General features: G+C 68.0%; 23 protein-coding genes and 1 pseudogene. 9 read left to right on the forward strand and 15 right to left on the reverse strand.

Going from position 1 to position 18,743, the window contains the following annotated elements; translation table 11 throughout:
• Positions 1-34: 34 nt before the first annotated feature.
• Together FHW78_RS00640 and FHW78_RS00645 are read right to left on the reverse strand one after the other, a co-directional pair.
• A pseudogene (locus FHW78_RS00640) lies at positions 35-349 on the reverse strand (KGG domain-containing protein); the annotation flags it as partial.
• Positions 350-601: 252 nt separating this feature from the next.
• Positions 602-892 (reverse strand): hypothetical protein, encoded by a 291-nt coding sequence (locus tag FHW78_RS00645; protein ID WP_183636417.1) that lies wholly within the window; start codon positions 890-892, stop codon positions 602-604.
• A gap of 234 nt (positions 893-1,126) precedes the next feature.
• Between FHW78_RS00645 and FHW78_RS00650 the strand changes: the two genes are divergently transcribed.
• The 3 genes from FHW78_RS00650 (at position 1,127) to FHW78_RS00660 (ending at position 3,206) form a co-directional block, all read left to right on the forward strand.
• Positions 1,127-2,302, forward strand: a complete 1,176-nt coding sequence (locus tag FHW78_RS00650) for a BON domain-containing protein (protein ID WP_183636419.1) — start codon at positions 1,127-1,129, stop codon at positions 2,300-2,302.
• Between the two features lie 64 nt (positions 2,303-2,366).
• A complete protein-coding gene (locus FHW78_RS00655; RefSeq protein WP_183636423.1) occupies positions 2,367-2,918 on the forward strand; it encodes a hypothetical protein in 552 nt (183 codons plus the stop codon).
• A 54-nt stretch (positions 2,919-2,972) separates the two neighbouring features.
• Positions 2,973-3,206: a hypothetical protein gene (locus FHW78_RS00660; RefSeq protein ID WP_183636426.1), complete on the forward strand. Its 234-nt coding sequence runs from the start codon at positions 2,973-2,975 to the stop codon at positions 3,204-3,206.
• Between the two features lie 30 nt (positions 3,207-3,236).
• Here the strand turns inward: FHW78_RS00660 and FHW78_RS00665 are convergent, their stop codons facing one another.
• Positions 3,237-4,163 (reverse strand): SDR family oxidoreductase, encoded by a 927-nt coding sequence (locus FHW78_RS00665; protein WP_255443220.1) that lies wholly within the window; start codon positions 4,161-4,163, stop codon positions 3,237-3,239.
• Between FHW78_RS00665 and FHW78_RS19860 the strand changes: the two genes are divergently transcribed.
• The 5 genes from FHW78_RS19860 to FHW78_RS00685 all read left to right on the forward strand — a co-directional run bounded on the left by FHW78_RS19860 (position 4,147) and on the right by FHW78_RS00685 (position 6,138).
• Positions 4,147-4,410 carry a hypothetical protein gene (locus FHW78_RS19860; RefSeq protein ID WP_255443296.1) on the forward strand — a complete coding sequence of 88 codons (264 nt, stop codon included), beginning with the start codon at positions 4,147-4,149 and terminating at the stop codon, positions 4,408-4,410. The two genes, FHW78_RS00665 and FHW78_RS19860, sit on opposite strands and share 17 nt — an antisense overlap.
• 139 nt (positions 4,411-4,549) lie before the next feature.
• Positions 4,550-4,927, forward strand: a complete 378-nt coding sequence (locus FHW78_RS00670) for a hypothetical protein (protein ID WP_183636432.1) — start codon at positions 4,550-4,552, stop codon at positions 4,925-4,927.
• A 30-nt stretch (positions 4,928-4,957) separates the two neighbouring features.
• Positions 4,958-5,617, forward strand: coding sequence for a UdgX family uracil-DNA binding protein (locus tag FHW78_RS00675; protein ID WP_183636435.1), 660 nt, complete (start codon positions 4,958-4,960; stop codon positions 5,615-5,617).
• Positions 5,618-5,662: 45 nt separating this feature from the next.
• Positions 5,663-5,863 carry a hypothetical protein gene (locus FHW78_RS00680; protein WP_183641423.1) on the forward strand — a complete coding sequence of 67 codons (201 nt, stop codon included), beginning with the start codon at positions 5,663-5,665 and terminating at the stop codon, positions 5,861-5,863.
• Between the two features lie 95 nt (positions 5,864-5,958).
• Complete coding sequence (locus tag FHW78_RS00685; protein ID WP_141452792.1) at positions 5,959-6,138, forward strand: hypothetical protein; 180 nt, start codon at positions 5,959-5,961, stop codon at positions 6,136-6,138.
• 4 nt (positions 6,139-6,142) lie between these two features.
• Here the strand turns inward: FHW78_RS00685 and FHW78_RS00690 are convergent, their stop codons facing one another.
• The 4 genes from FHW78_RS00690 to FHW78_RS00705 form a co-directional block, all read right to left on the reverse strand.
• Complete coding sequence (locus FHW78_RS00690) at positions 6,143-6,709, reverse strand: GIY-YIG nuclease family protein (RefSeq protein WP_183636438.1); 567 nt, start codon at positions 6,707-6,709, stop codon at positions 6,143-6,145.
• Between the two features lie 8 nt (positions 6,710-6,717).
• Positions 6,718-8,403 carry an AarF/UbiB family protein gene (locus tag FHW78_RS00695; protein ID WP_225562406.1) on the reverse strand — a complete coding sequence of 562 codons (1,686 nt, stop codon included), beginning with the start codon at positions 8,401-8,403 and terminating at the stop codon, positions 6,718-6,720.
• An 84-nt stretch (positions 8,404-8,487) separates the two neighbouring features.
• Positions 8,488-11,289 (reverse strand): PAS domain S-box protein, encoded by a 2,802-nt coding sequence (locus tag FHW78_RS00700; RefSeq protein WP_183636444.1) that lies wholly within the window; start codon positions 11,287-11,289, stop codon positions 8,488-8,490.
• Between the two features lie 78 nt (positions 11,290-11,367).
• Entirely contained in the window at positions 11,368-11,610 is a 243-nt protein-coding gene (locus tag FHW78_RS00705; protein WP_183636446.1) for a hypothetical protein, read from the reverse strand.
• A gap of 157 nt (positions 11,611-11,767) precedes the next feature.
• Between FHW78_RS00705 and FHW78_RS00710 the strand changes: the two genes are divergently transcribed.
• The gene (locus FHW78_RS00710) at positions 11,768-11,917 is read left to right on the forward strand and encodes a DUF3149 domain-containing protein (RefSeq protein WP_141452787.1); all 150 of its coding nucleotides are present in this window, start codon (positions 11,768-11,770) and stop codon (positions 11,915-11,917) included.
• Between the two features lie 91 nt (positions 11,918-12,008).
• Here FHW78_RS00710 and FHW78_RS00715 read toward each other — a convergent pair whose 3' ends face one another.
• From FHW78_RS00715 to glp, 8 genes are all read right to left on the reverse strand, one after another.
• A complete protein-coding gene (locus FHW78_RS00715) occupies positions 12,009-12,608 on the reverse strand; it encodes a NapC/NirT family cytochrome c (RefSeq protein ID WP_183636448.1) in 600 nt (199 codons plus the stop codon).
• A gap of 3 nt (positions 12,609-12,611) precedes the next feature.
• The gene (locus FHW78_RS00720; RefSeq protein WP_183636450.1) at positions 12,612-13,196 is read right to left on the reverse strand and encodes a nitrate reductase cytochrome c-type subunit; all 585 of its coding nucleotides are present in this window, start codon (positions 13,194-13,196) and stop codon (positions 12,612-12,614) included.
• Between the two features lie 10 nt (positions 13,197-13,206).
• Positions 13,207-15,699, reverse strand: a complete 2,493-nt coding sequence (gene napA / locus FHW78_RS00725) for a periplasmic nitrate reductase subunit alpha (protein ID WP_183636453.1) — start codon at positions 15,697-15,699, stop codon at positions 13,207-13,209.
• Positions 15,696-16,010, reverse strand: coding sequence for a chaperone NapD (locus tag FHW78_RS00730; RefSeq protein ID WP_183636455.1), 315 nt, complete (start codon positions 16,008-16,010; stop codon positions 15,696-15,698). The genes napA and FHW78_RS00730 overlap by 4 nt, the downstream gene beginning before the upstream one ends.
• The gene (locus FHW78_RS00735) at positions 16,007-16,561 is read right to left on the reverse strand and encodes a ferredoxin-type protein NapF (protein WP_183636457.1); all 555 of its coding nucleotides are present in this window, start codon (positions 16,559-16,561) and stop codon (positions 16,007-16,009) included. Before FHW78_RS00735 ends, FHW78_RS00730 begins: the two co-directional genes overlap by 4 nt.
• Positions 16,562-16,564: 3 nt before the next feature.
• On the reverse strand, positions 16,565-16,729 hold the full coding sequence (locus tag FHW78_RS00740) for a periplasmic nitrate reductase, NapE protein (RefSeq protein ID WP_183636459.1): 165 nt from the start codon (positions 16,727-16,729) through the stop codon (positions 16,565-16,567).
• Between the two features lie 132 nt (positions 16,730-16,861).
• A complete protein-coding gene (locus FHW78_RS00745; RefSeq protein WP_255443122.1) occupies positions 16,862-17,431 on the reverse strand; it encodes an NTP transferase domain-containing protein in 570 nt (189 codons plus the stop codon).
• A gap of 10 nt (positions 17,432-17,441) precedes the next feature.
• Positions 17,442-18,716 (reverse strand): gephyrin-like molybdotransferase Glp, encoded by a 1,275-nt coding sequence (gene glp, locus FHW78_RS00750; protein WP_183636461.1) that lies wholly within the window; start codon positions 18,714-18,716, stop codon positions 17,442-17,444.
• Positions 18,717-18,743: the final 27 nt, after the last annotated feature.

The raw sequence follows: 18,743 nt of genomic DNA on the forward strand, positions 1-18,743 counted from the left end.
ATTCCGCGGTTCGCGGTTTGCCGTTTTCCTCACCTCAGTGATGACGCGTGGACGGCGTGCTCCCGGATAGCAGGGTCCCGCCATCCTCCGGCTCCGTACTTCCCTCGCCGCCCTCGATGCCACGCTCGCGCATCTGCTGCCGGCGATTCGCGCCACGCGCTTCGCCACCGCGCGCGCCGATCCGGGCCATGTGCGTGCGATCCTGGCTGACCACCTCGCCGCCCTTGCGCCCCGCTTCGCGGGCTTCTTCGGAATCGAACTGATGCGCGTTGCCGCTGCGGTGCGCGGCGCGCCCGCCCTTGCGTGCGATTTCGCGTTGCCGTTCCGGATCCATCGCGGCGAATCCGCGTGGCTCCCGGCGCCTGCCCTGGTCCTGTCCGCGCGGGGCGGAGGTCGCAGTGCCGTGGGTGTTCGTCGAGGAAGGATTCAATGACAGTGGGGTACGGGACATGGGAACGCCTTCTGTTGGGAGAAATGCGGCGACTGGAGATAACCGGCGCCGTGGCGTACTCCGCAATGTCCATGCCAACGGTGGAGCTCGCGCAGGCGCGTCCAAGCGGCTGCGCGGGCGGCACATGCTGCATCCCGTGAAATTTCTGCGTCAGGGTGAAGGCGTCGCACGTTTGCGCGCCGCATGGTCCTGCAGGCACGACGCGAGTTCGTCGCCGACCTTGCCGTCGCACTCGGTCGCGGTGGGCGGCGGCTGGGTCAGGTGGATCGGCTCGTCTTTCACCGCGGCCTTGTCGTCGGCACCCGCATCGACCCTTTCACCGGGCGGAGTGCTGCTGCCCGTGCTGGCCGGGGGAACCGAAGGATCGTCCCGGCGGTCGCAGGCCGGCATCACGGCCACAGCCATGGCCCACACAAGGCCGGCGATCATCCAGCGTTTCATGTTCCACCTCCGCGCCGTCGCGCTTCATTCGTCTGCCGCTTATCCACGCAAACCGCGTGCCGATCCGCTCCGCGCACAAACTTCCTTTCGGCGCAAAAGCTGCCTGCCGAGGCCGTCCGGCGCCGTCGGCGCCCGCGCCTGCCGGCCTGTGGCGATGGCATGCCGTTTGCGTGCCGTCCACGGACGGAGTGGCGCACCACGCTCCTTTCCACTCCTTTCTTCCAGGAGCAGGCAATGGACGAGAACAGACACGACGAGAGCAGACACGACGACGGCAGGCACGTGGGCGTCGAACTGAAGGCCGCGATAGGCGAACTGCGGCAACTGGCAACGCAGCTGGCAGACGCCAGCCGCGAATGGTGGCAGAACCGGAGACAGGACATGAACCAGTACAACCGGCAATACGGCAGGCAACACGAAGGCATGCGTCCGGAAGACAGGCATCCCGACGACGAGCGTTCCTCGCGTGGCTATGGCGAAGGCTATGGCACCGCCGGTATCCAGCCATCGCGAGCGCGCGCACAGGCCCGGGAAGAAGGCCGGTTTGGCGCGGACGAGTACGAGCGCTGGGGACGTGGCCGCGAGTCCGACGAGGATGTACGCGGGCAATATGGCGGTGGAAGCGGACGCTCCGGATTCAGCGGCCGCGGCGATGCCGGCCAGCGCGAATACGGACGGGGCTTCGACGATAGCGACTTCGCCGGCGGTTATCGTCCGGCCGGGCGCACGGGCGACCGCGAAAGCGGCTATTACGACCCGCCGGGCGAATACAGCCAGGCCTGGGGACGCGAGCGCGATCCGGGCCGGATCTACGGGCCCGAGGATTTCAGCCAGCGCTACGCGCAGGGCGACGTGTTCGCCGGAAGCGGCTATGGGCGCAGCGGGCGCTATCCACGCGAACCCGGCGTCGGCTACGGCAGCAGTTCCGGCTACGGCTACGGCCAGTCCTCCGGCGGGATGAGTCGCAGCCCGTCCGACTGGCGCGACGACACCCGCGCCGGGGCCTCCGGGTATGGCCAGGAATCCGGCCAGCGGAATTTCCGCGGACGCGGGCCGCGCGGCTACACCCGTTCCGACGAGCGCATCACCGAGGATCTCAATGAACGCTTTACCGACGACCCTTACCTGGACGCGGACGATCTGCAGATCAGCGTGAGTGGCGGCGTCGCCACCCTGAGCGGCACGGTGGAACAACGCTGGATGAAGCACCGCGCCGAGGACATCGCCGATGCATGCGGCGGCGTGCGCGAGGTCCACAACGAGATCCGGGTGACGCCGGGCATGGGACGGACCGGAGACGCCGGGCTCGAAACCCCGACGACCTCCGAAGCCGGCGGTCGCAATCGCGGCGCGACAAGCCGTCCTGCCACCACCACCGGCACCACGCCCACCGGGGGCAGCACCCACTGAGGCGTGTCCACGCCAACCATGACCACGGCCGCCTGCACGGGCGGCCGTGAGGAGGCGAATCCGCATGAAGCATCGGACATCCCTGATCGCGTGGCTGGCCCTGGCCACCGGCGCGGTCGTGCTGTTCCGCCATCTGGCCGCGCGGCCGCGCGAGGGCACCGCCGGCGCGGATTTCGACGACGACGCCTTCGTCGCCTCGGCACTCGCGCTGGGACTGCGCGAACGCCGCCTGGCCAACGGCATCCTGGAACATGCCGAGGATGAATCGCTGCGCACCCTCGCCCGCATGATCCTGGCCCAGCACCAGGCCGAGGACGGGGTATGGGCGGGCTTCGACACCTCGACCGCGGGCGAGGACGGCGCGACCCGCCTGCCCGGATTCCGGCCCGCGGAGTACGAGCACCACGCCGCGCTTGCGCTGCAGTCCATGCTGGATGAAGCCTGGCCGCTGTTCGACCAGGCCTCGCAGCGGTGCACCCGCGATGACCTGCGTGACTGGGCGCTGCGCATGCTGGCGTGGCTGGAGGAATCCGAACAGGTCCTCGCGCCAATCCTGGAACGCGTCGCGCCGGATGTTCCCGGCCGGCCCCAGCCCAGTCCCGAAGGCGTCTACTAGTGGCGTCCATCCGCCAGGCGCGCGTCTCCATCACTCCACGACAGGAGCCATCCCATGGCCCGATGCGATGTGTGCGGCAACGATTACGACAAGAGCTTCACCCTGACCCAGCAGGGACGTACCGGCACCTTCGATGCCTTCGAGTGCGCGATCCACGCCTTCGCGCCGCGCTGCGCGCATTGCGGCTGCGCGGTCATCGGCCATGGCGTGGAGAGTGACGGCACCATCTACTGCTGCGCGCACTGCGCCAAGCAGTCCGGCGAAACCGGGCTGCGCGACCGCACCTGACGACGGTCGCGCCCCGCCAGGCCTGTCCCGCTAGCCGTAGGGTCCGCCCATCACCGGCAGCACCGCGCCGCTGATATAGGAGGCGGTGATCGGCGAGGCCAGGAACACGTAGGCCGGCGAAAGCTCCTCCGGTTGCGCGGGACGGCCCATGTCGCTGTCCTTGCCGAACGTGGCCACCTTCTCCGCCTCGCGGTCCGCCGGGTTCAGCGGCGTCCACACCGGTCCCGGCGCCACCGCGTTGACCCGGATGCCGCGTGGCAGCAGGTTGCTCGCCAGCGATTTGGTGAATGCGTGGATGGCGCCCTTGGTCGCCGCATAGTCGAGCAGTTCCTTGCTGCCGAACAGCCCGGTTTCCGATCCGCTGTTGATGATGCTCGCCCCCTCCCCCAGGTGCGGCAGCGCCGCGCGGGTCATGTTGAAGTAGCCGCCGATGTTGGTCTGCAGGGTCTCGGCCAACTGTGCGTCGCTGATGTCCTCGAGCCGTTTGGCGTGTTGCTGGAACGCGGCGTTGTTGACCAGGACGTCCAGCCCGCCGAAGGACGCCACCACGTCCGCCACCGCGCGCTCGCAGAACCGGCCATCGCGCACATCCCCGCTGATCAGCAGGCACTGGCGTCCTTCGGCTTGCACATGGCGCGCGGTTTCGCGTGCATCCTCGTGCTCGTCCAGGTACACGATCGCCACGTCGGCCCCTTCGCGCGCGAACAGCACCGCGACCGCGCGTCCGATGCCCGAATCTCCGCCGGTGATGAGCGCCCGCAGGTCCTGGAGCTTGCCGCTGCCGCGATAGTCAGGGGCCAGGAAGCGTGGCGGGAGCTCGAGTTCGGCTTCGTTGCCCGGCTTGCGCAGATGCTGCCGGCTCAACGGCGGTTCGGGTTGCCTACGACTTCCGGCCTGCACCGGCTGCTTTTTCGTCGAAGGTGCCCGAGCATTCCTGTCCATGGCTTCTTCCTGCAGGCGCCGCTGTCTCTGCGCCGTCTTCGCCGCGGTGTCCGCGCTGGCGGCCGATGATGTCTTCCTGGCGGCGCTGCCAGGCGAAGCCTTCTTCGCCGCCTTCTTAGTCGTCTTCTTTTCGCTGCGTTTCATGTTCACTCCCGGTTACGGAAAAACAGGAACGATTTTGGCTTTGCAACTGAACAAGTACGCTAGAACCGGTGCTGTGAGCGCAATGCAAACGCATCCTCTTCACGTGCTCTGCACTTGAAGTGAAATTTTTTCGCGCGTCCGGAAACGAGTGCTTCCATGCGAATGCGCATGCGCATTCGCGTTGCCGTTTCCAGTCATTTTCGAGTGGCATGCAATCTGCTAAGTAACCGCATCCCCCACAGATCAGGATGCATCCTATGACCAAAGCCGTGCCGATGAAGCTTCCCGCCGACTTCACCTGGGTGGAAGCGACCGCCGACGACACATGGGCCGGGGCAAGACTCATGCTCGAGGGTCGCAGGGTGCTGGAAATCCATCCCTGCCGCGACGGCTGGCTGGTGAGCGTGCAACTGCACGACCCGCTCAACCCGCAGGCCAATGTCGCCGTGCGTTCGGTGGCGGCGGGCATGCGCTGGGCCGCGCGCTGGGCCCGCAGCCGCATCGCACGCCTGCGTGTGCTCGCAGCCGGCGAGCGCCGGCATGCCGTCGCGGTCGCGCCGATGCCCCTGCCGATCCCGGCGAGCACGACCGTCGCGCCGCGCAGGCCCTCGATCCAGGAACTGGCCGATGCCTGATTCGCGCGCGCGCCCCGACGCCTGAGCGCGATGCCGCGCGTACCGCCCACGCAGGTACCGCTGGCCAAACCGGTCGAGACCGTTCCCGCCGGTTCGCTACGGCAGTTGCGGCTGCGCGCGGCGGACTGCAGGGCATGTCCGCTCTGGCGCGACGCCACCCAGACCGTCTTCGGCCGCGGTCCGGCACGCGCGGCGGTGATGTTCATCGGCGAACAGCCTGGCGATCAGGAGGATCGCCAGGGCGAGCCGTTCGTGGGACCGGCCGGGCGCCTGCTGCGCGAACTGCTGGAACAAAGCGGACTTGCGGTGGAGGAGATGTACCTGACCAACACCGTCAAGCACTTCAAGTTCCGCCAGCGCGGCAAGGTGCGCCTGCACCAGCGCGCAAACGCCGGCGAACAGGCCGCGTGCCGGCCGTGGCTGGCCGCCGAACTGCTGCGGCTGCGGCCGCGCTGGGTGGTGGCGCTGGGCGCGATGGCCGCGCAGACACTGTTCGGCAATGCGTTCCGGCTGACCCGCGAGCGCGGTCGCTGGCGTGCATTGGATGAACGCACCGAGGCCATCGCCAGTTGGCATCCGTCCGCCATCCTGCGCATGCAGGGCCAAGCGCGTGACCAGGCGTTGCGCGAACTGCGCCGTGATCTTCGCCTGGTTGCCGCGCGCGTGGCCGGCGCGACGTTCCCTCCCTAGTTACCCTCCCCTGCATCCCTGCCCCGACAACGAGGAGCGCATGCCATGAAGAGCAAACCCGAGGCCCCATCCCGCAACAACCCGGACAGCGACGAGCAAAAGGCGCATACCGCCGATCGCCTTCGCAACGACAAGGCACGCTGGAAGGAACACGACCAGCCGGATGTGCCACGCGGAACCGGCCGGCGCAATCCGGAGCGCGACTATCCGGATCCGCTCGGCACCGGCGATCGCAACCGCCGCTGAATTCCCGCACGCTTCCATCGGGATTCGGCGGATCGTTCACGCCGGTACCACCGGTGCGCTTCCAGACTGGAGCCGTTCCTCCAATGGAGCACGCCATGAACCGCGACCGCAAGGATCCGCCCGCACCGGACGAGCATCGGGACGCGCCCGAGACACCGCACGAACGGCAGAAACGCAAGCAGCGTGAAAGCGAGAACCAGGACGAATCACTGGAGGAAACCTTCCCCGCCAGCGATCCGGTTTCGCCGTTCGTCCCCGCCAAGGCGCCGGATTGACCGCTCAGGCGCGATGCCGGCGATGCCACGCCGCGATCGCCGACGGTACGCGCGCGTCGAGCGCCAGGTCCAGTGCGATCTGTTCGTCGCAGAGGTCCCGCAACGCCTGCGCGAACGGATGACGCGCGGAGGATTCCGGTTCGACGCCCGCGTCGAGCATCGCCTGCCAGATCGCCTCGGCCCGGCCATAGGGGTCATCACTGCCGCGAAGCACGGCGTCGCGCAGCCATGGCCGCGCCGGATGCAGGTGGAAACCTTGCTCCGCCATCGCGTCCATGTGGGTGCGGATGTCCCGCTGGGCGCCCCGGAACCACTCGGTATGACCACCCGCGGCAGCCACCGACAACAGCGGCGCGGGCGCATTGTACTCACGCAGCGAGCGTTTCAGCGCGGTTTCCCACGCCTGCGCCTCGGCCAATGCGTCGGCCTGCAACAGCAGGGCGTGGTCGAGGTCGAAGAATTCGAACCAGCGCGGCGCCAGGCCGCGGATGCGGCCCAGCGGATCCCGCGAGATGCCGAGCTTGGCCAGATCCTCGCCGGCGCAGGGAAACAGGTACAGGAACGCGCTCATGGCCTGGCTCAGCGCGGTGCCCGCTCCTCGCGCGAGCGCGCGGTCCGATCGCGCCGCAGGGCGCTGATCACGATGCCCACGCCCAGGCCGGCGCCCAGCAGAAACAGCAGCAGCGCGACGGTTGGATAGCCCCACAGGGTGCTGCGGGTTTCCACCCGCATCATCAGCGAGGACGCGACGATCAGCGCGGCGGTCACCAGCCCGGCGGCAATCCGGTTGGCGATCTTCTGCAGGTTTTCCATCAGCCGCGATTCCTCCAGCCCGGCCACCCGCAGTTGCAGCTTGTTTTCCGCCACCAGCGACAGCGCGTCGGACAGCTTGCGCGGACCTTCCCGCAACAGGGTCTGGATCTCGATCAGTTCGCTGGCGACGTTGGACGAGGAGAACGATTGCCGCAGGCGCGCGCGCATCACATGCTGCAGGTGTCGTTCGACGACCGCTTTCGGATCCATCTTCGGTGCCAACTGGCGGCAGACCGCGTCCAGGTTCAACAGCGCCTTGCCCAGCAGGCTCAGTTCCGGCGGCGTGCGCAACCCGCTGGTGGTGGCGACCCGTACCAGTTCCAGCACGACCCTGCCGGCCGAGGCCGAGGCCGAATGCGCGTTGTAGTGACTGACCAGGTGCCCGACCTCGCGCACGAAACGCTCCTCGTCGTAATCCTCCAGCCGGGTGCCCATGGCGATGGCCTCGTCGGCGGCCTGTTCACCGCGTCCGTCGACCGCGGCGAACAGCAGTTTGAGCAGGCAGTCGCGTCGCTTGGGCGGCACGTTCACCACCATGCCCAGATCGAACACCGCGAGCCGGCCGTCACGGGTCACCCGCAGGTTGCCCGGATGCGGATCGGCATGGATTTCGCCATGCACGAAGATCTGGTCCAGATAGCCGCGCAGCAGCGCCGATGCCAGCAGATCCATCGGCTGCTCGGTGCGGCGCACGCCCGGAATCTGATCCACCCGGATGCCCTCGGCCAGCTCCATGGTCAGTACCCGGCGCCGGCTGAGATCGGCGACGGGTGCCGGTACCCATAGTTCCGGAAACGGCGCCAGGTGCAGGCGGAACCGCAGCAGGTTCTCGGCCTCGGCCTGGTAATCCAACTCGGCCAACAGGGTACGGCTGAATTCCTCCAGCCAGTCGGCGAAGCGCACCCGCCGCCCCATTTCGGTGAAGCGATCGGCATTGCGGGCGAAGCCGCGCAGCAGTTCCAGATCCCCGAGCAGTTGCTGGGCGATGCCGGGCTTCTGCACCTTGACCGCCACCGCCGTGCCGTCGCGCAACCAGGCGCGATGCACCTGAGCCAGCGACGCCGAGCCCAGCGGTTCCGGTTCGAACCCGGAGAAGGCATGGCTCACGCGCACGCCGAGTTCGGTTTCCACCACTTCGCGCACGGCCTCGAACGACACCGGTTCCACCCGCTCCTGCATGCGCTCGAAGGAACTGGCGAAGGCCGGCGGCACGATGTCCGGCCGGGTCGAGAGCATCTGCCCGATCTTCACGAACGCCGGGCCGAGTGCCTCCAGATCCTGGGCCAGCTCCTGGGGCGTGCCTTCCGGTACCTGCAGCGCGGCATCCTCCAGGCTGGTATCCAGCCCGGAGAACAGGCCCGAGTTCCGGTAGCGGAACAGGAAGCGCAGGATCTGTCCGCGCCGCCTGCCCGCTCCCTGTGGCGGTTCGGCGTGATGGGCGTGCGATTCCATGACCGGATTCCTGATCGGGAATTCCATTGTCAGGGCACGATGATCACGCCAAGTGAAAGCCGCCGCGATGGCGGGGCGGCGCGCTCATCCACGGCCGAGATGTTCCTCGATCAGGCGGCGCAGGGTCGCCACTTCCACCGGCTTGGCCAGGTGCGCGTCGAATCCGGCTTCGCGCGAGCGTCGCTTGTCCTCCTCGTGGGTCCAGCCGCTGAGCGCCACCAGGGTCAGCGCCGCGCCGCTGTTCAGGGCACGCATGCGGGTGGCGGTGTCGTAGCCGCTGATGCCGGGCATGCCCAGATCCATCAGCACCATCTCCGGCGCGAAACCGGCGAAACGCGCCAGCGCCGCTTCGCCATCGTAGGCCACCGCGACGTCGTGGCCGGCGAACTCCAGGTACTCGGCGATGGCGTCGGCCGCATCGCGGTTGTCGTCCACCACCATCACCCGATGGCGGTTTCCAGGCGTGGTGTAGTCGGTGGCCATGTCGTCTTCTCCCGGATTCGATGTGTTGACCAGCGGCAGTTCGACTTCGAAGTGGCTGCCCTGGCCGATGCCGTCGCTGTGCGCGCGCACGTGCCCGCCGTGCAGTTCGACGATGCTGCGAACCAGGGTCAGGCCGATGCCCAGTCCGCTCAGCATCTGCTGCTTTTCCTGCCGGATCTGGGTGAACAGGTTGAATATCTCGCCAATCCGCTCGGGCGGCATGCCCACGCCGTTGTCGGCGACGCTGACCCGCAGCCAGCCATCTTCCCGGCGCGAACCCAGGGCGATGCGGCCCGGCGCATGGGTGAACTTGGCGGCGTTGTTCAGCAGGTTGGAGAACACCTGCGCCAGCCGCACGGGATCGCCGTCGACGATGCAGGCGCGCGGCGACAGCGCCACCTCCAGTTGGTGTCCGGCCTGCTCTATCCATGGCCGGCTGGTATCGATGGCGACCTGCAGCACCTCGTTGACGTCCAGTTGCTCGCGGCGGAGCTCGATGGTGCCGTGGGTTATCCGCGAAACCTCCAGCAGATCCTCCACCAGCCTTACCATGTGATCGACCTGTCGCTGCATCCGCGCGAGCGCGGGCGCGAACGGCGCATCGCCCGCCTCCACCAGCAACTCCAGGGTGGTCCGCAGCGGCGCCAGCGGATTGCGCAGCTCGTGGGCGAGGATTGCCAGGAACTCATCCTTGCGCCGGCTCTGGTCGGCCTGAAGTTCCAACAGCTCGCGCTGGCGCGCGTGCAGGTTCTTGAACTGCTGGATATCGGCGGTCGTGCCCAGCCACTCGACGATGCGTCCGCGCGGATCCTTCAATGCGCGCGAACGGGTGGAATGCCAGACGTAGCTGCCGGTACCGGCCTGGCGCACGCGGTGTTCGACCCTCATCTCCTCGCGTTCGCCCGCGCGCGCCCACGCTTGCAAGGTCGCATCGCGGTCCTCAGGATGGATCGACGCCAGCCAGCCCAGCCCGACCGCGTCCTGCTGGGACTGGCCGGTGAACTGCTCCCATTGCGGGCTGGCCCAGGTCCAGTGGCCGCGATCGGAGGATCGCCACACCAGCAGCGGGATGCCCTCGATCAGGGTGGAAAGCCGCCATTCGCTCTCGCGCAGCGCGCTTTCCACCCGCCGGCGCTCGGTGATGTCCTGGGCCACCGAGATGCCGCCGGCCACCTTGCCGTCGCGCCACAGCGGCACCGCGCCAAAGACGATCCAGCGCTCCCCGCCGTCCAGGTAGATATGGAAATCCACGGTCGGCGGCACGGTTTCGCCGCGCAGCGCCCGCGCACTCGGATACTCGCTCGGCGCCAGCAGGTTGCCTTCCGCGTCGTAGGCGCGCCAGCGGGAGCGCGGCTCGCGCGACGGCAGCACGTTGCCGACCAGTTCCTGCAGGTGGGGGTTGGCCATCAGGTAGCGGCCCTCGGTGTCGAACAGGCCGATGCCCACCGGCACGTGCTCGATGACCGCGGCCAGCTGCGACTGGCTTTCGCGCATGGCGTCGGTGATCCGGCGGCGATCACTGATGTCGCTGAAGAGGATGCCGACCTGGTGGCCGCCTCCTTCCAGCGGGAACGCGTAAACCTCGAACCAGCGTCCCCCCATGCCCACCGTCTGTTTTTCGAACCGTCGCGGCTGCCCGGTGAGCGCGACCTCGCCGTACAGTTCGTACCAGGAGGCTTCCAGATCGGCGACGACCTCGCGCGCGGTGCGCCCGACCACCTCGCCCAGGCCGGTGTGGCGCGCGAACGCGCCGTTGACCTCGACGAAGCGGTAGTCGCTGGCATGGCCATCGGCGTCGAACAGCACGTCGATGATGCAGAAGCCCTGATCGATGGACTCGAACAACTGGCGGAACCGCGCCTCGCTGCGGCGCAGTTCCGCCGCCACCCGCGTGCGCAGCACCGATGCCGAGGTGCGCTCGCCGACGTCCCGCACCAGCGCCCGTTCGGCGGAAGTCCAGACACGTGGATCGGCGTGATGCACCGCGAGGATTGCCCGGGAATCGCCGTCGCGCACCAGCGACACGCTGATGTGCGCGCGGATGCCGCTGTCGCGGTAGGCGCGCCGTTGCAGCGCCGACAGGCCCCGGATCGCCGCGGTGTCGTCGCAGCAAAGCACCTCGCCGCGGCGCATCGATTCGCCCACGAAGTCGCCGAAATCGTCCAGCCGCTGCTGTCCCGCCAGCGGCGGCAAACGCCCGTTGCCGGATTCGACCTGCAGGGCGAATCGCTCCCCGGCCTCGTCCATCTCGGCATAGCAGACGCGATCGACGCGCAGGTGGCGGGCCAGATGCGCGGCGGCGAACGCCATCACCTCACGGGGATCGCGGATCCGCCGGATACCATCCTCCAGCGCCAGCAGGACGGACTGGCTGGCCGTTTCGGGACTCTGAACTTCCAGCATGGGACCGGTCCCTGGATGATCCCGGTCAAGCTGTGACAAGTCCGGTGAAGGCCATGTCGAGGACGCTGGACGATGGGTTCAGGCGCGTTCGGCCAATCCCGGCCAGTCGGGGTGGCCGCTGGAGTCGTACCACTGCTGGGCGCGGCGCAGCGCCTCCGGCTTGCTCAACGAGCGCTCGGCGTAGAAGTACCAACGCGCCCCGGTACGCTTCTGCGACTGTTCGTGGACCAGGCGGAATCCCTGCCCCAGATCCGCACCGACGTCGCCCTGCACCAGTTCGGCGTGCTCGGGGGAAATCAGCAAAGAATAGATTCCGCTCATGGATGCGACCCTCCGGCCCCCTTATCGCATATCGGCCCGTTGAATCCCTGCACGCGCTCTTCGCACCCCGCCCCCGCGAACCGCGATTGATTCAGGTCAATGCCGCCCACCGCCAGCGCGCTAACCTGCCCGCAGTCCATCCGGGGAACCGCCGCACATGCATCCAATCCTTCGCGAAATCCTGCTGGAGCCGGTCGGCTGGCTCGCCATCGGCGGCAGCCTGGTGATGTTCGGCATCGGCATCTGGGTCAGCCTGTTCCTGCGCAAGAAAATGCGCGAGGAGGAGCGTCGCCGCGGCGGCAAGTAGCCGCCGGAACGCATGGCGCCGGCCACCGGCCTTCGTATCTGCCGGGCGTGGCCGGATTCGTTTTTTGGGGAAGCCGCAGCGGCTGGGGAGTTCAGCCCTGCGGCACTCCGGTCATGTCCGGCAGGTGGTGGGCCACGCCCTTGTGGCAATCGATGCAGGTCTTCTTCTGGGTGCCCAGCCACAGCTTGTGGGTCTGGGCCGCGCGCGATCCCTGCCGGGTCAGGTCCATCGACGAATAGTCATGGCAGTTGCGACACTCCAGCGAGTCGTTGGCCTTCAAGCGCTCCCACTCGTGCATCGCCAGTTCCAGCCGGTGATCGAGGAACTTCTCGCGGGTATCAATCGTGCCGAACACCTTGCCCCAGACTTCCTTGGACGCCTGCATCTTGCGGGCGATCTTGTTGGTCCAGTTGTGCGGCACGTGGCAGTCCGGGCAGGTCGCGCGCACGCCGGAACGATTGGTGTAGTGGATGGTCGTCTTCAGTTCCTGGAAGACGTTGTCGCGCATTTCATGGCAGCCGGTGCAGAAGGTCTCTGTGTTGGTCGCTTCCAGCGCGGTGTTGAAGCCGCCCCAGAACACCACCCCGACCACGAAACCGGCCACCGTCAGGAACCCCAGGCTGTAGTGCCGGCTGGGTGAGCGCAGGGTGCGCCAGATGGGCAGCACGCGTTGCTTGATCCGTTCCCACATGGCTCACTCGCTCCCCTGCTTGGCCGGCGTCGTCGGCGCGGCCGGCGTGGTCGCGATGACGCTGTCGATGTCCTGGAAGTTGTTCGCCACCAGCGGCTTGGCATCGGTCTGCACCACGTGGCACTGGTTGCAGAAGTAGCGGCGCGGCGAAATCGTGGCCAGGAACTGATCGTCCCGGTCCATGTAGTGGGTCACGCTGACCGGCGGCGCCTGGAAAGTGGCGGCGTTGGCGCGCGCATGGCACAGCATGCAGCGGTTGCTGTTCTTGTCGACCTGGTAGCCGTCGATGGCGTGCGGAATGGTCGGCGGCTGCATCGGATAGGCGCGTACCCGCTTGATGTCGGTGTTCTCGACCCGCGCCATCGGCGGTGGCGCGCCCTCCTGATCGATCGGCACGCCGCGGCGGATGGCGTCGATCTGCGCACCGGGCGGCGGCGCGTCGACCGCGGGAGGCGCGACGCCGGCGGCTTCGGCCGGCGCCGCCGTCTCCGGCGAGCGGTGGCTGCCGAACATCCAGCCGGCGACGAACACCAGTATCCCCAGCACCACCGTCAGGCCCACGGCGATCAGCAATGGCTTGTTGCGCATGGCGAAGCTCCTAGACGGCCAGCACCTTGACGGCGCACTTCTTGTAGTCGGTCTGCTTGGAAATCGGATCGGTCGCGTCCAGGGTGACCTTGTTGATCAGCTGGCCGGCATCGAACCACGGCACGAAGATGACCCCGGGCGGCATCCGGTTGCGGCCGCGCGTTTCCACCCGCGACAGCATCTCGCCGCGTCGCGACACCACCTTCACCTCGTCGCCGCGCTTGAGCCCACGCTCGCGCGCGTCGTCGGGATTCATGAACACCACCGCGGCCGGGAAGCTGCGGTAAAGCTCGGGCACGCGCATGGTCATCGAACCCGAATGCCAGTGCTCCAGCACGCGCCCGGTGACCAGCCAAAGGTTGTAATCCTCGTCCGGCGACTCGGCCGGCGGTTCGTAGGGCAAGGCCCAGATCACCGCCCTGCCGTCGGGATTGCCGTAGAACTGGAAGCCGGTGCCGGCCTTGACGTAGGGATCCGCGCCTTCGCGATAGCGCCAGCGGGTTTCCTTGCCGTCGACCACCGGCCAGCGCAGTCCGCGCGCCTTGTGGTAGGCGTCGAACGGCGCCAGATCGTGGCCGTGGCCGCGACCGAACGCGGCGTATTCCTCGAACAGGCCCTTCTGCACGTAGAACCCGAACGCCGCCGACTCGTCGTTGGCATAGCCCGCTTCGATATCGCCGACCGGGAACCGATCGACGTTGCCGTTGCGATACAACACATCGAACAGGGTCTTGCCCTTGAACTGGGGATTGGCCGCCAGCAGCTCGGCCGACCAGCATTCGTCGGTGGTGAAGCGCTTGGAGAATTCCATCAACTGCCACAGGTCCGAGCGCGCCTGTCCCGGTGCCTTGACCAATTGGTGCCAGAACTGGGTGCGCCGCTCGGCGTTGCCGTACGCGCCCTCCTTCTCCACCCACATCGCCGCCGGCAGGATCAGGTCCGCGGCCTGCGCGGTGACGGTGGGATAGGCGTCGGACACGACGATGAAGTTGTCCGGGTTGCGGTAACCGGGCCAGGTTTCCTCGCGCAGGTTGGCCGCCGCCTGCATGTTGTTGTTGACCATCACCCAGTAGGCGTTGAGCTTGCCGTCCTTCAGGGCGCGGTTCTGCTCGACCGCGTGATAGCCCGGTTTGGGCTTGATGGTGCCGTACGGGACCTTCCAGATTTCCTCGGCGTGTTTGCGATGCTCGGGGTTGGTCACCACCATGTCCGCCGGCAGGCGGTGGCTGAAGGTGCCGACCTCGCGCGCGGTGCCGCAGGCCGAGGGCTGGCCGGTCAGCGAGAACGGGCTGTTGCCCGGGGTGGCGATCTTGCCGGTCAGCAGGTGCAGGTTGTAGACCATGTTGTTGGCCCACACGCCGCGGGTGTGCTGGTTGAAGCCCATGGTCCAGAACGAGGTGACCTTGATCTTCGGATCCGCGTACAGCTCGGCCAGTTTCTCCAGCCAGCCGCGCTCCACCCCGGTCATCTCCACCGCCTTGTCCAGCGTGTACGGAGCGACGAAACGGGCGAAGGCCTCGAAATCGATGGGCTCGCCGCCGTTGGGATCCTTGGCGTTCTTCGCCTTCAGCTCCAGCGGATTGTCCGGACGCAGGCCGTAGCCGATGTCGTCGTTGCCGCGCTTGAAGGTGGTGTGCTTGTTGACGAAGTCCTGGTTGACCTTGCCGGTGCGGATGATGTGGTTGGCGATGTAGTTCAGGATGACCAGATCGGTCTGCGGCTTGAACACGATCGGGATGTCGGCCAGTTCGAAGCTGCGGTGCTCGAAGGTCGACATCACCGCCACCTTCACGTGCGGATGCGAGAGCCGTCGATCGGTCACCCGGGTCCACAGGATCGGATGCATCTCGGCCATGTTCGAGCCCCACAGCACGAACGCGTCGGCCGCCTCGATGTCGTCATAGCAGCCCATGGGCTCGTCCATGCCGAAGGTGCGCATGAAGCCCATCACCGCCGAGGCCATGCAATGGCGGGCGTTGGGATCGATGTGGTTGCTGCGGAAACCGGCCTTCATCAGCTTGTTGGCGGCGTAACCCTCGAAGATGGTCCACTGCCCGGAGCCGAACATGCCGATGGCGTCGCTGCCCTTCTCCTTCAGCACCCGCTTGAACTGCGCGGCCATCACGTCGAAGGCCTCGTCCCAACCGACCTGCTCGAACTCGCCGTCCTTGGCGTAGGCGCCGTTCTTCTTGCGCAACAGCGGCATGGCCAGGCGATCCGTGCCGTACAGGATCTTGGACAGGAAATAGCCCTTGACGCAGTTGATGCCGCGGTTGACCTCCGCGTGCACGTCGCCGTGGGTGGCGACCACCCGGCCGTTCTTGACCGCCACGTTGACCCCGCAGCCGGTGCCGCAGTAGCGGCACGGCGCCTTGTCCCACTTGAGCGTGGTCAGATCGCCCTCGGTCACCAGGTTGCTGCCGTCGCCGGCCAGCGGCAGGCCGGCCGCCGCCGCCGCGGTGGCGACGGCGCTGTTGCGGATGAATTCCCGGCGTGTGCTCATGGATGGACTCCGGCAAGGTTTGTTTCGGGACGCGCCTCCACTTCCGCCTCCAGCGCGTCGCGTGGCTCGGCATGGTGGTAGACCAGCAATACGTTGAGCACGCCGGGCACGGCGCGCAGTTGTTCGATCCGGTCCATCACCGCGTAGCGGTCGGCGGATTCGCACAGGACCACGCTGCGGGTTTCCCCGGGGATCGCCAGTTCCAGTTCGGGCGAGGCGGCGATGGCCGTGGCCAGGCCCTCCGCCGCGTCGATCCGGTGCTGTATCACGAAGCTGGCGATGTGCAGTTCGTCGTCGCCGGGCTGGCTCATGCGGCGGTCTCCACGGATGCGTGCAGGTGGATGGCGGTGGCCGGGCAGACCGACACGCAGGCGCCGCAACCGTTGCAGCCATCGCTGTCGATATGAGCGGCGCCGCGCCCGGCGGGCGGAATCCGGATGGCCGACTGCGGGCAGATCTCGCGGCAACTGGCGCAGACCACGCCGTGCGCACCCAGGCAGGCTTCGTCCACGTACGCGCGATAGCTCCAGGGCGGCTGCACGCCATCGTCGCGCAGCGCGCCCGGCGCGCAGGCATCGACGCAGGCATGGCAGAACGTGCATTCACCGCGCTCCGGTTCGAACACGGCCTTGCCCTTGCGCAGCACCAGCACCTGTTCGGGACAGGCGTCCACGCAGGCGACGCAGCCGGTGCAGGCATTCGCGAACGCGGCGCCGCGCAATGCCCAGGGAGGACGCAAGGTCTGTGCAGAAGGGGCCTGTGAGGAGCCGGCCCGTCCGGTACGCGGTGGCGACACCGGCGATTCGCCGTCGCTGCGGCCGAAAAGCAATGCGCGTCGCGAGATCGGGCGTGCCTGGCTCATCGCTCAACCCGTCGGCGGACCGGCGAACATCTGGTAGATCCAGACCAGGAAACCATAGCCGGCGACGATCAGCACCGCGCTCAAAGGAAAGACGACGACGGTCAGCAACAGGAATGCGAGGCGCTCCTGGGCCTTGCTCGCGACGTCCTGGCGGGGTGGATGCTCCATGATGCTCACCTGGCATTTGAATGGCTGGGCGAACCGCGGAGCGAGCCTAGCACAAACTTTCCAGCATGAACGTGTCGCGGGTCGGCCAGTGATGGCCCCGGTCGAAGCCAACCGCGCGGACGTGATCGCGATCTACTCGCGTTCGCGCAGCGCGGCCCATTCCTCCGGCGTGTTGCAACCGATCAGGCTTGCGTTCCACGCACCCGGCGCCAGCACCACGCCCGCGAGCGTGTGATGGATCGCGCGCAGCGAACGCTGGCTCGGCGGCAGCTCGACGATGCCGGCCAGGAGCGCGCGGGTGCGCGAATCGAGGGTGATGCTCATCGGCAATGGATGGCGCTCGAACATCGCACAGTCCGCGGATGTGGCCACCAGCGCGTGCAACGCCGGGGCTGCCAGCAGCGGCATGTCCACCGGCACCGCCAGCCAGACGCCATCGGGCAGCCGTTGCACCAGTTGCGCGAGCGCCACGGCCGGACCGCCGTCGCCGATGTCGTCGGGGATCGCATCAGGAATTGCGTCGTAACCGGGACGCGTACCGCTGATCACCACCCGCGCGGCACCGGCGTCGGACAGCAAGTCCCGCATGTGTTCCAGCAGCGGCCGGCCCCGCCATTCGAGCAGCGCCTTGTCGCGGCCCATGCGCGAGGAACGTCCGCCGGCGAGCACGATGCCCTGCCAGGCGGGAAGCATGGTGTTCATGGCTCCGCCATCACGGTGATTCCTGTTGCCACGCCAACGGTTCCAGATGGCCGGGCGGATACACATCGACGGCCTGGCCCGGTTCGATCACGGTGTCGCCATCGCCGGCTTCGGGCAGCACCAACCATGCCTGCGATGACAGGAACGGCGCGAGCCGGAAGGACTCCTGCCGGGGCAACGGATGCACCGTCAGCCGCCCCTCTCCGTCGCCCTCCAGCATGGCGTGCAGGTGCGTGCGCAGGTTGGCGCGCGCATGCACCGGCGCGGCCAGCGGCAGGCGCGCGGGCCGTTCGCGCGGCAACCCCAGCATCGCGCGCAGCAGCGGTTCCACGAAAAAGCGCAGGCCCACCGCGCAGGAGGCAGGATTGCCGGGCAGGCCGACGTGCAGCGGCCCTTCGCGCAGGCGCGCGCACAGCAGCGGCTTGCCCGGACGAATCGCCACGCCGTGGAAGCGCACATCCGCGCCGCGCGCGCGCAGGCTGCCGGGTACGAAATCGAAACGCCCCCTGGACACCGCGCCGGTGCTGATTACCAGATCCGGCCGCTGGGCCAGTACGCGATCCAGCACAGCGGTGAAGCCTACGGGATCGTCGCCGACCCGTTCCCGCGCCACCACCTCGGCACCGGCCGCATGCAGGCGCAGGCGCAGGAACGGCGTGTTGCTGTCGTGGATCCACGCGCCCTCGTCCGCCTCGCCGGCTTCGGCCAGTTCGCGACCGGTGGCGATCAACGCCACCCGCGGCCGCCGTACCAGCGGCACGCGTTCGATGCCGAGCGCGGCCAGCAGCATGATCTGCGCGGGGCCCAAACGTTCGCACTTCGCCAGTACCCGCGCGCCCTCGGCGATGTCCTCGCCGCGGCGGCGCACGTTGGCACCCGTCCGCACCGGTTCGCGCAGGCGGATGCGCGTGGGTGGCGTGCCGTCCGTGCCACCGGACGCATCGACGCGTTCGACCGGTACCACCGAGTCCAGGCCATCCGGCATCACCGCGCCGGTCATGATTTCCCACGCGCCCTGCCGCGCCGGCCCCGCTGGCTGGCCCGCGGCATCGCCGGCGGCCGTTGATCCGAGCACCGGCCATTCCGTCCCGGCTTCGCCCGTCGCATCGCCCAGCGCCAGCGCGAAGCCGTCCATCGCGGCGTTGTCGAAGCGCGGCAGGAACCCGGGACTGCGAACGTCCGCCGCCAGCACCCGGCCGGCGCCATCGAAGGCCGCCACCGATTCGGTGTCCAGCGGCACGACATCGCGCAGCAGCAGGGCCAGGGCTTCCTCGTATCCGATCACGCGTACTCCTTCAAAACGTTCCCGCAC

Origin of the sequence: Pseudoxanthomonas sp. OG2 (assembly GCF_014192765.1) — a bacterium.
GTDB classification, from domain to species: domain Bacteria; phylum Pseudomonadota; class Gammaproteobacteria; order Xanthomonadales; family Xanthomonadaceae; genus Pseudoxanthomonas_A; species Pseudoxanthomonas_A beigongshangi.

Bases quoted from the DNA above. Each gene is read 5' to 3' on its own strand.
- FHW78_RS00645 (WP_183636417.1), bottom strand. From the start codon at position 892: ATGAAACGCTGGATGATCGCCGGCCTTGTGTGGGCCATGGCTGTGGCC.
- FHW78_RS00650 (WP_183636419.1), top strand. From the start codon at position 1,127: ATGGACGAGAACAGACACGACGAGAGCAGACACGACGACGGCAGGCAC.
- FHW78_RS00655 (WP_183636423.1), top strand. From the start codon at position 2,367: ATGAAGCATCGGACATCCCTGATCGCGTGGCTGGCCCTGGCCACCGGC.
- FHW78_RS00660 (WP_183636426.1), top strand. From the start codon at position 2,973: ATGGCCCGATGCGATGTGTGCGGCAACGATTACGACAAGAGCTTCACC.
- FHW78_RS19860 (WP_255443296.1), top strand. From the start codon at position 4,147: ATGGCTTCTTCCTGCAGGCGCCGCTGTCTCTGCGCCGTCTTCGCCGCG.
- FHW78_RS00670 (WP_183636432.1), top strand. From the start codon at position 4,550: ATGACCAAAGCCGTGCCGATGAAGCTTCCCGCCGACTTCACCTGGGTG.
- FHW78_RS00675 (WP_183636435.1), top strand. From the start codon at position 4,958: ATGCCGCGCGTACCGCCCACGCAGGTACCGCTGGCCAAACCGGTCGAG.
- FHW78_RS00680 (WP_183641423.1), top strand. From the start codon at position 5,663: ATGAAGAGCAAACCCGAGGCCCCATCCCGCAACAACCCGGACAGCGAC.
- FHW78_RS00685 (WP_141452792.1), top strand. From the start codon at position 5,959: ATGAACCGCGACCGCAAGGATCCGCCCGCACCGGACGAGCATCGGGAC.
- FHW78_RS00690 (WP_183636438.1), bottom strand. From the start codon at position 6,709: ATGAGCGCGTTCCTGTACCTGTTTCCCTGCGCCGGCGAGGATCTGGCC.
- FHW78_RS00695 (WP_225562406.1), bottom strand. From the start codon at position 8,403: ATGGAATCGCACGCCCATCACGCCGAACCGCCACAGGGAGCGGGCAGG.
- FHW78_RS00700 (WP_183636444.1), bottom strand. From the start codon at position 11,289: ATGCTGGAAGTTCAGAGTCCCGAAACGGCCAGCCAGTCCGTCCTGCTG.
- FHW78_RS00705 (WP_183636446.1), bottom strand. From the start codon at position 11,610: ATGAGCGGAATCTATTCTTTGCTGATTTCCCCCGAGCACGCCGAACTG.
- FHW78_RS00710 (WP_141452787.1), top strand. From the start codon at position 11,768: ATGCATCCAATCCTTCGCGAAATCCTGCTGGAGCCGGTCGGCTGGCTC.
- FHW78_RS00715 (WP_183636448.1), bottom strand. From the start codon at position 12,608: ATGTGGGAACGGATCAAGCAACGCGTGCTGCCCATCTGGCGCACCCTG.
- FHW78_RS00720 (WP_183636450.1), bottom strand. From the start codon at position 13,196: ATGCGCAACAAGCCATTGCTGATCGCCGTGGGCCTGACGGTGGTGCTG.
- napA (WP_183636453.1), bottom strand. From the start codon at position 15,699: ATGAGCACACGCCGGGAATTCATCCGCAACAGCGCCGTCGCCACCGCG.
- FHW78_RS00730 (WP_183636455.1), bottom strand. From the start codon at position 16,010: ATGAGCCAGCCCGGCGACGACGAACTGCACATCGCCAGCTTCGTGATA.
- FHW78_RS00735 (WP_183636457.1), bottom strand. From the start codon at position 16,561: ATGAGCCAGGCACGCCCGATCTCGCGACGCGCATTGCTTTTCGGCCGC.
- FHW78_RS00740 (WP_183636459.1), bottom strand. From the start codon at position 16,729: ATGGAGCATCCACCCCGCCAGGACGTCGCGAGCAAGGCCCAGGAGCGC.
- FHW78_RS00745 (WP_255443122.1), bottom strand. From the start codon at position 17,431: ATGAACACCATGCTTCCCGCCTGGCAGGGCATCGTGCTCGCCGGCGGA.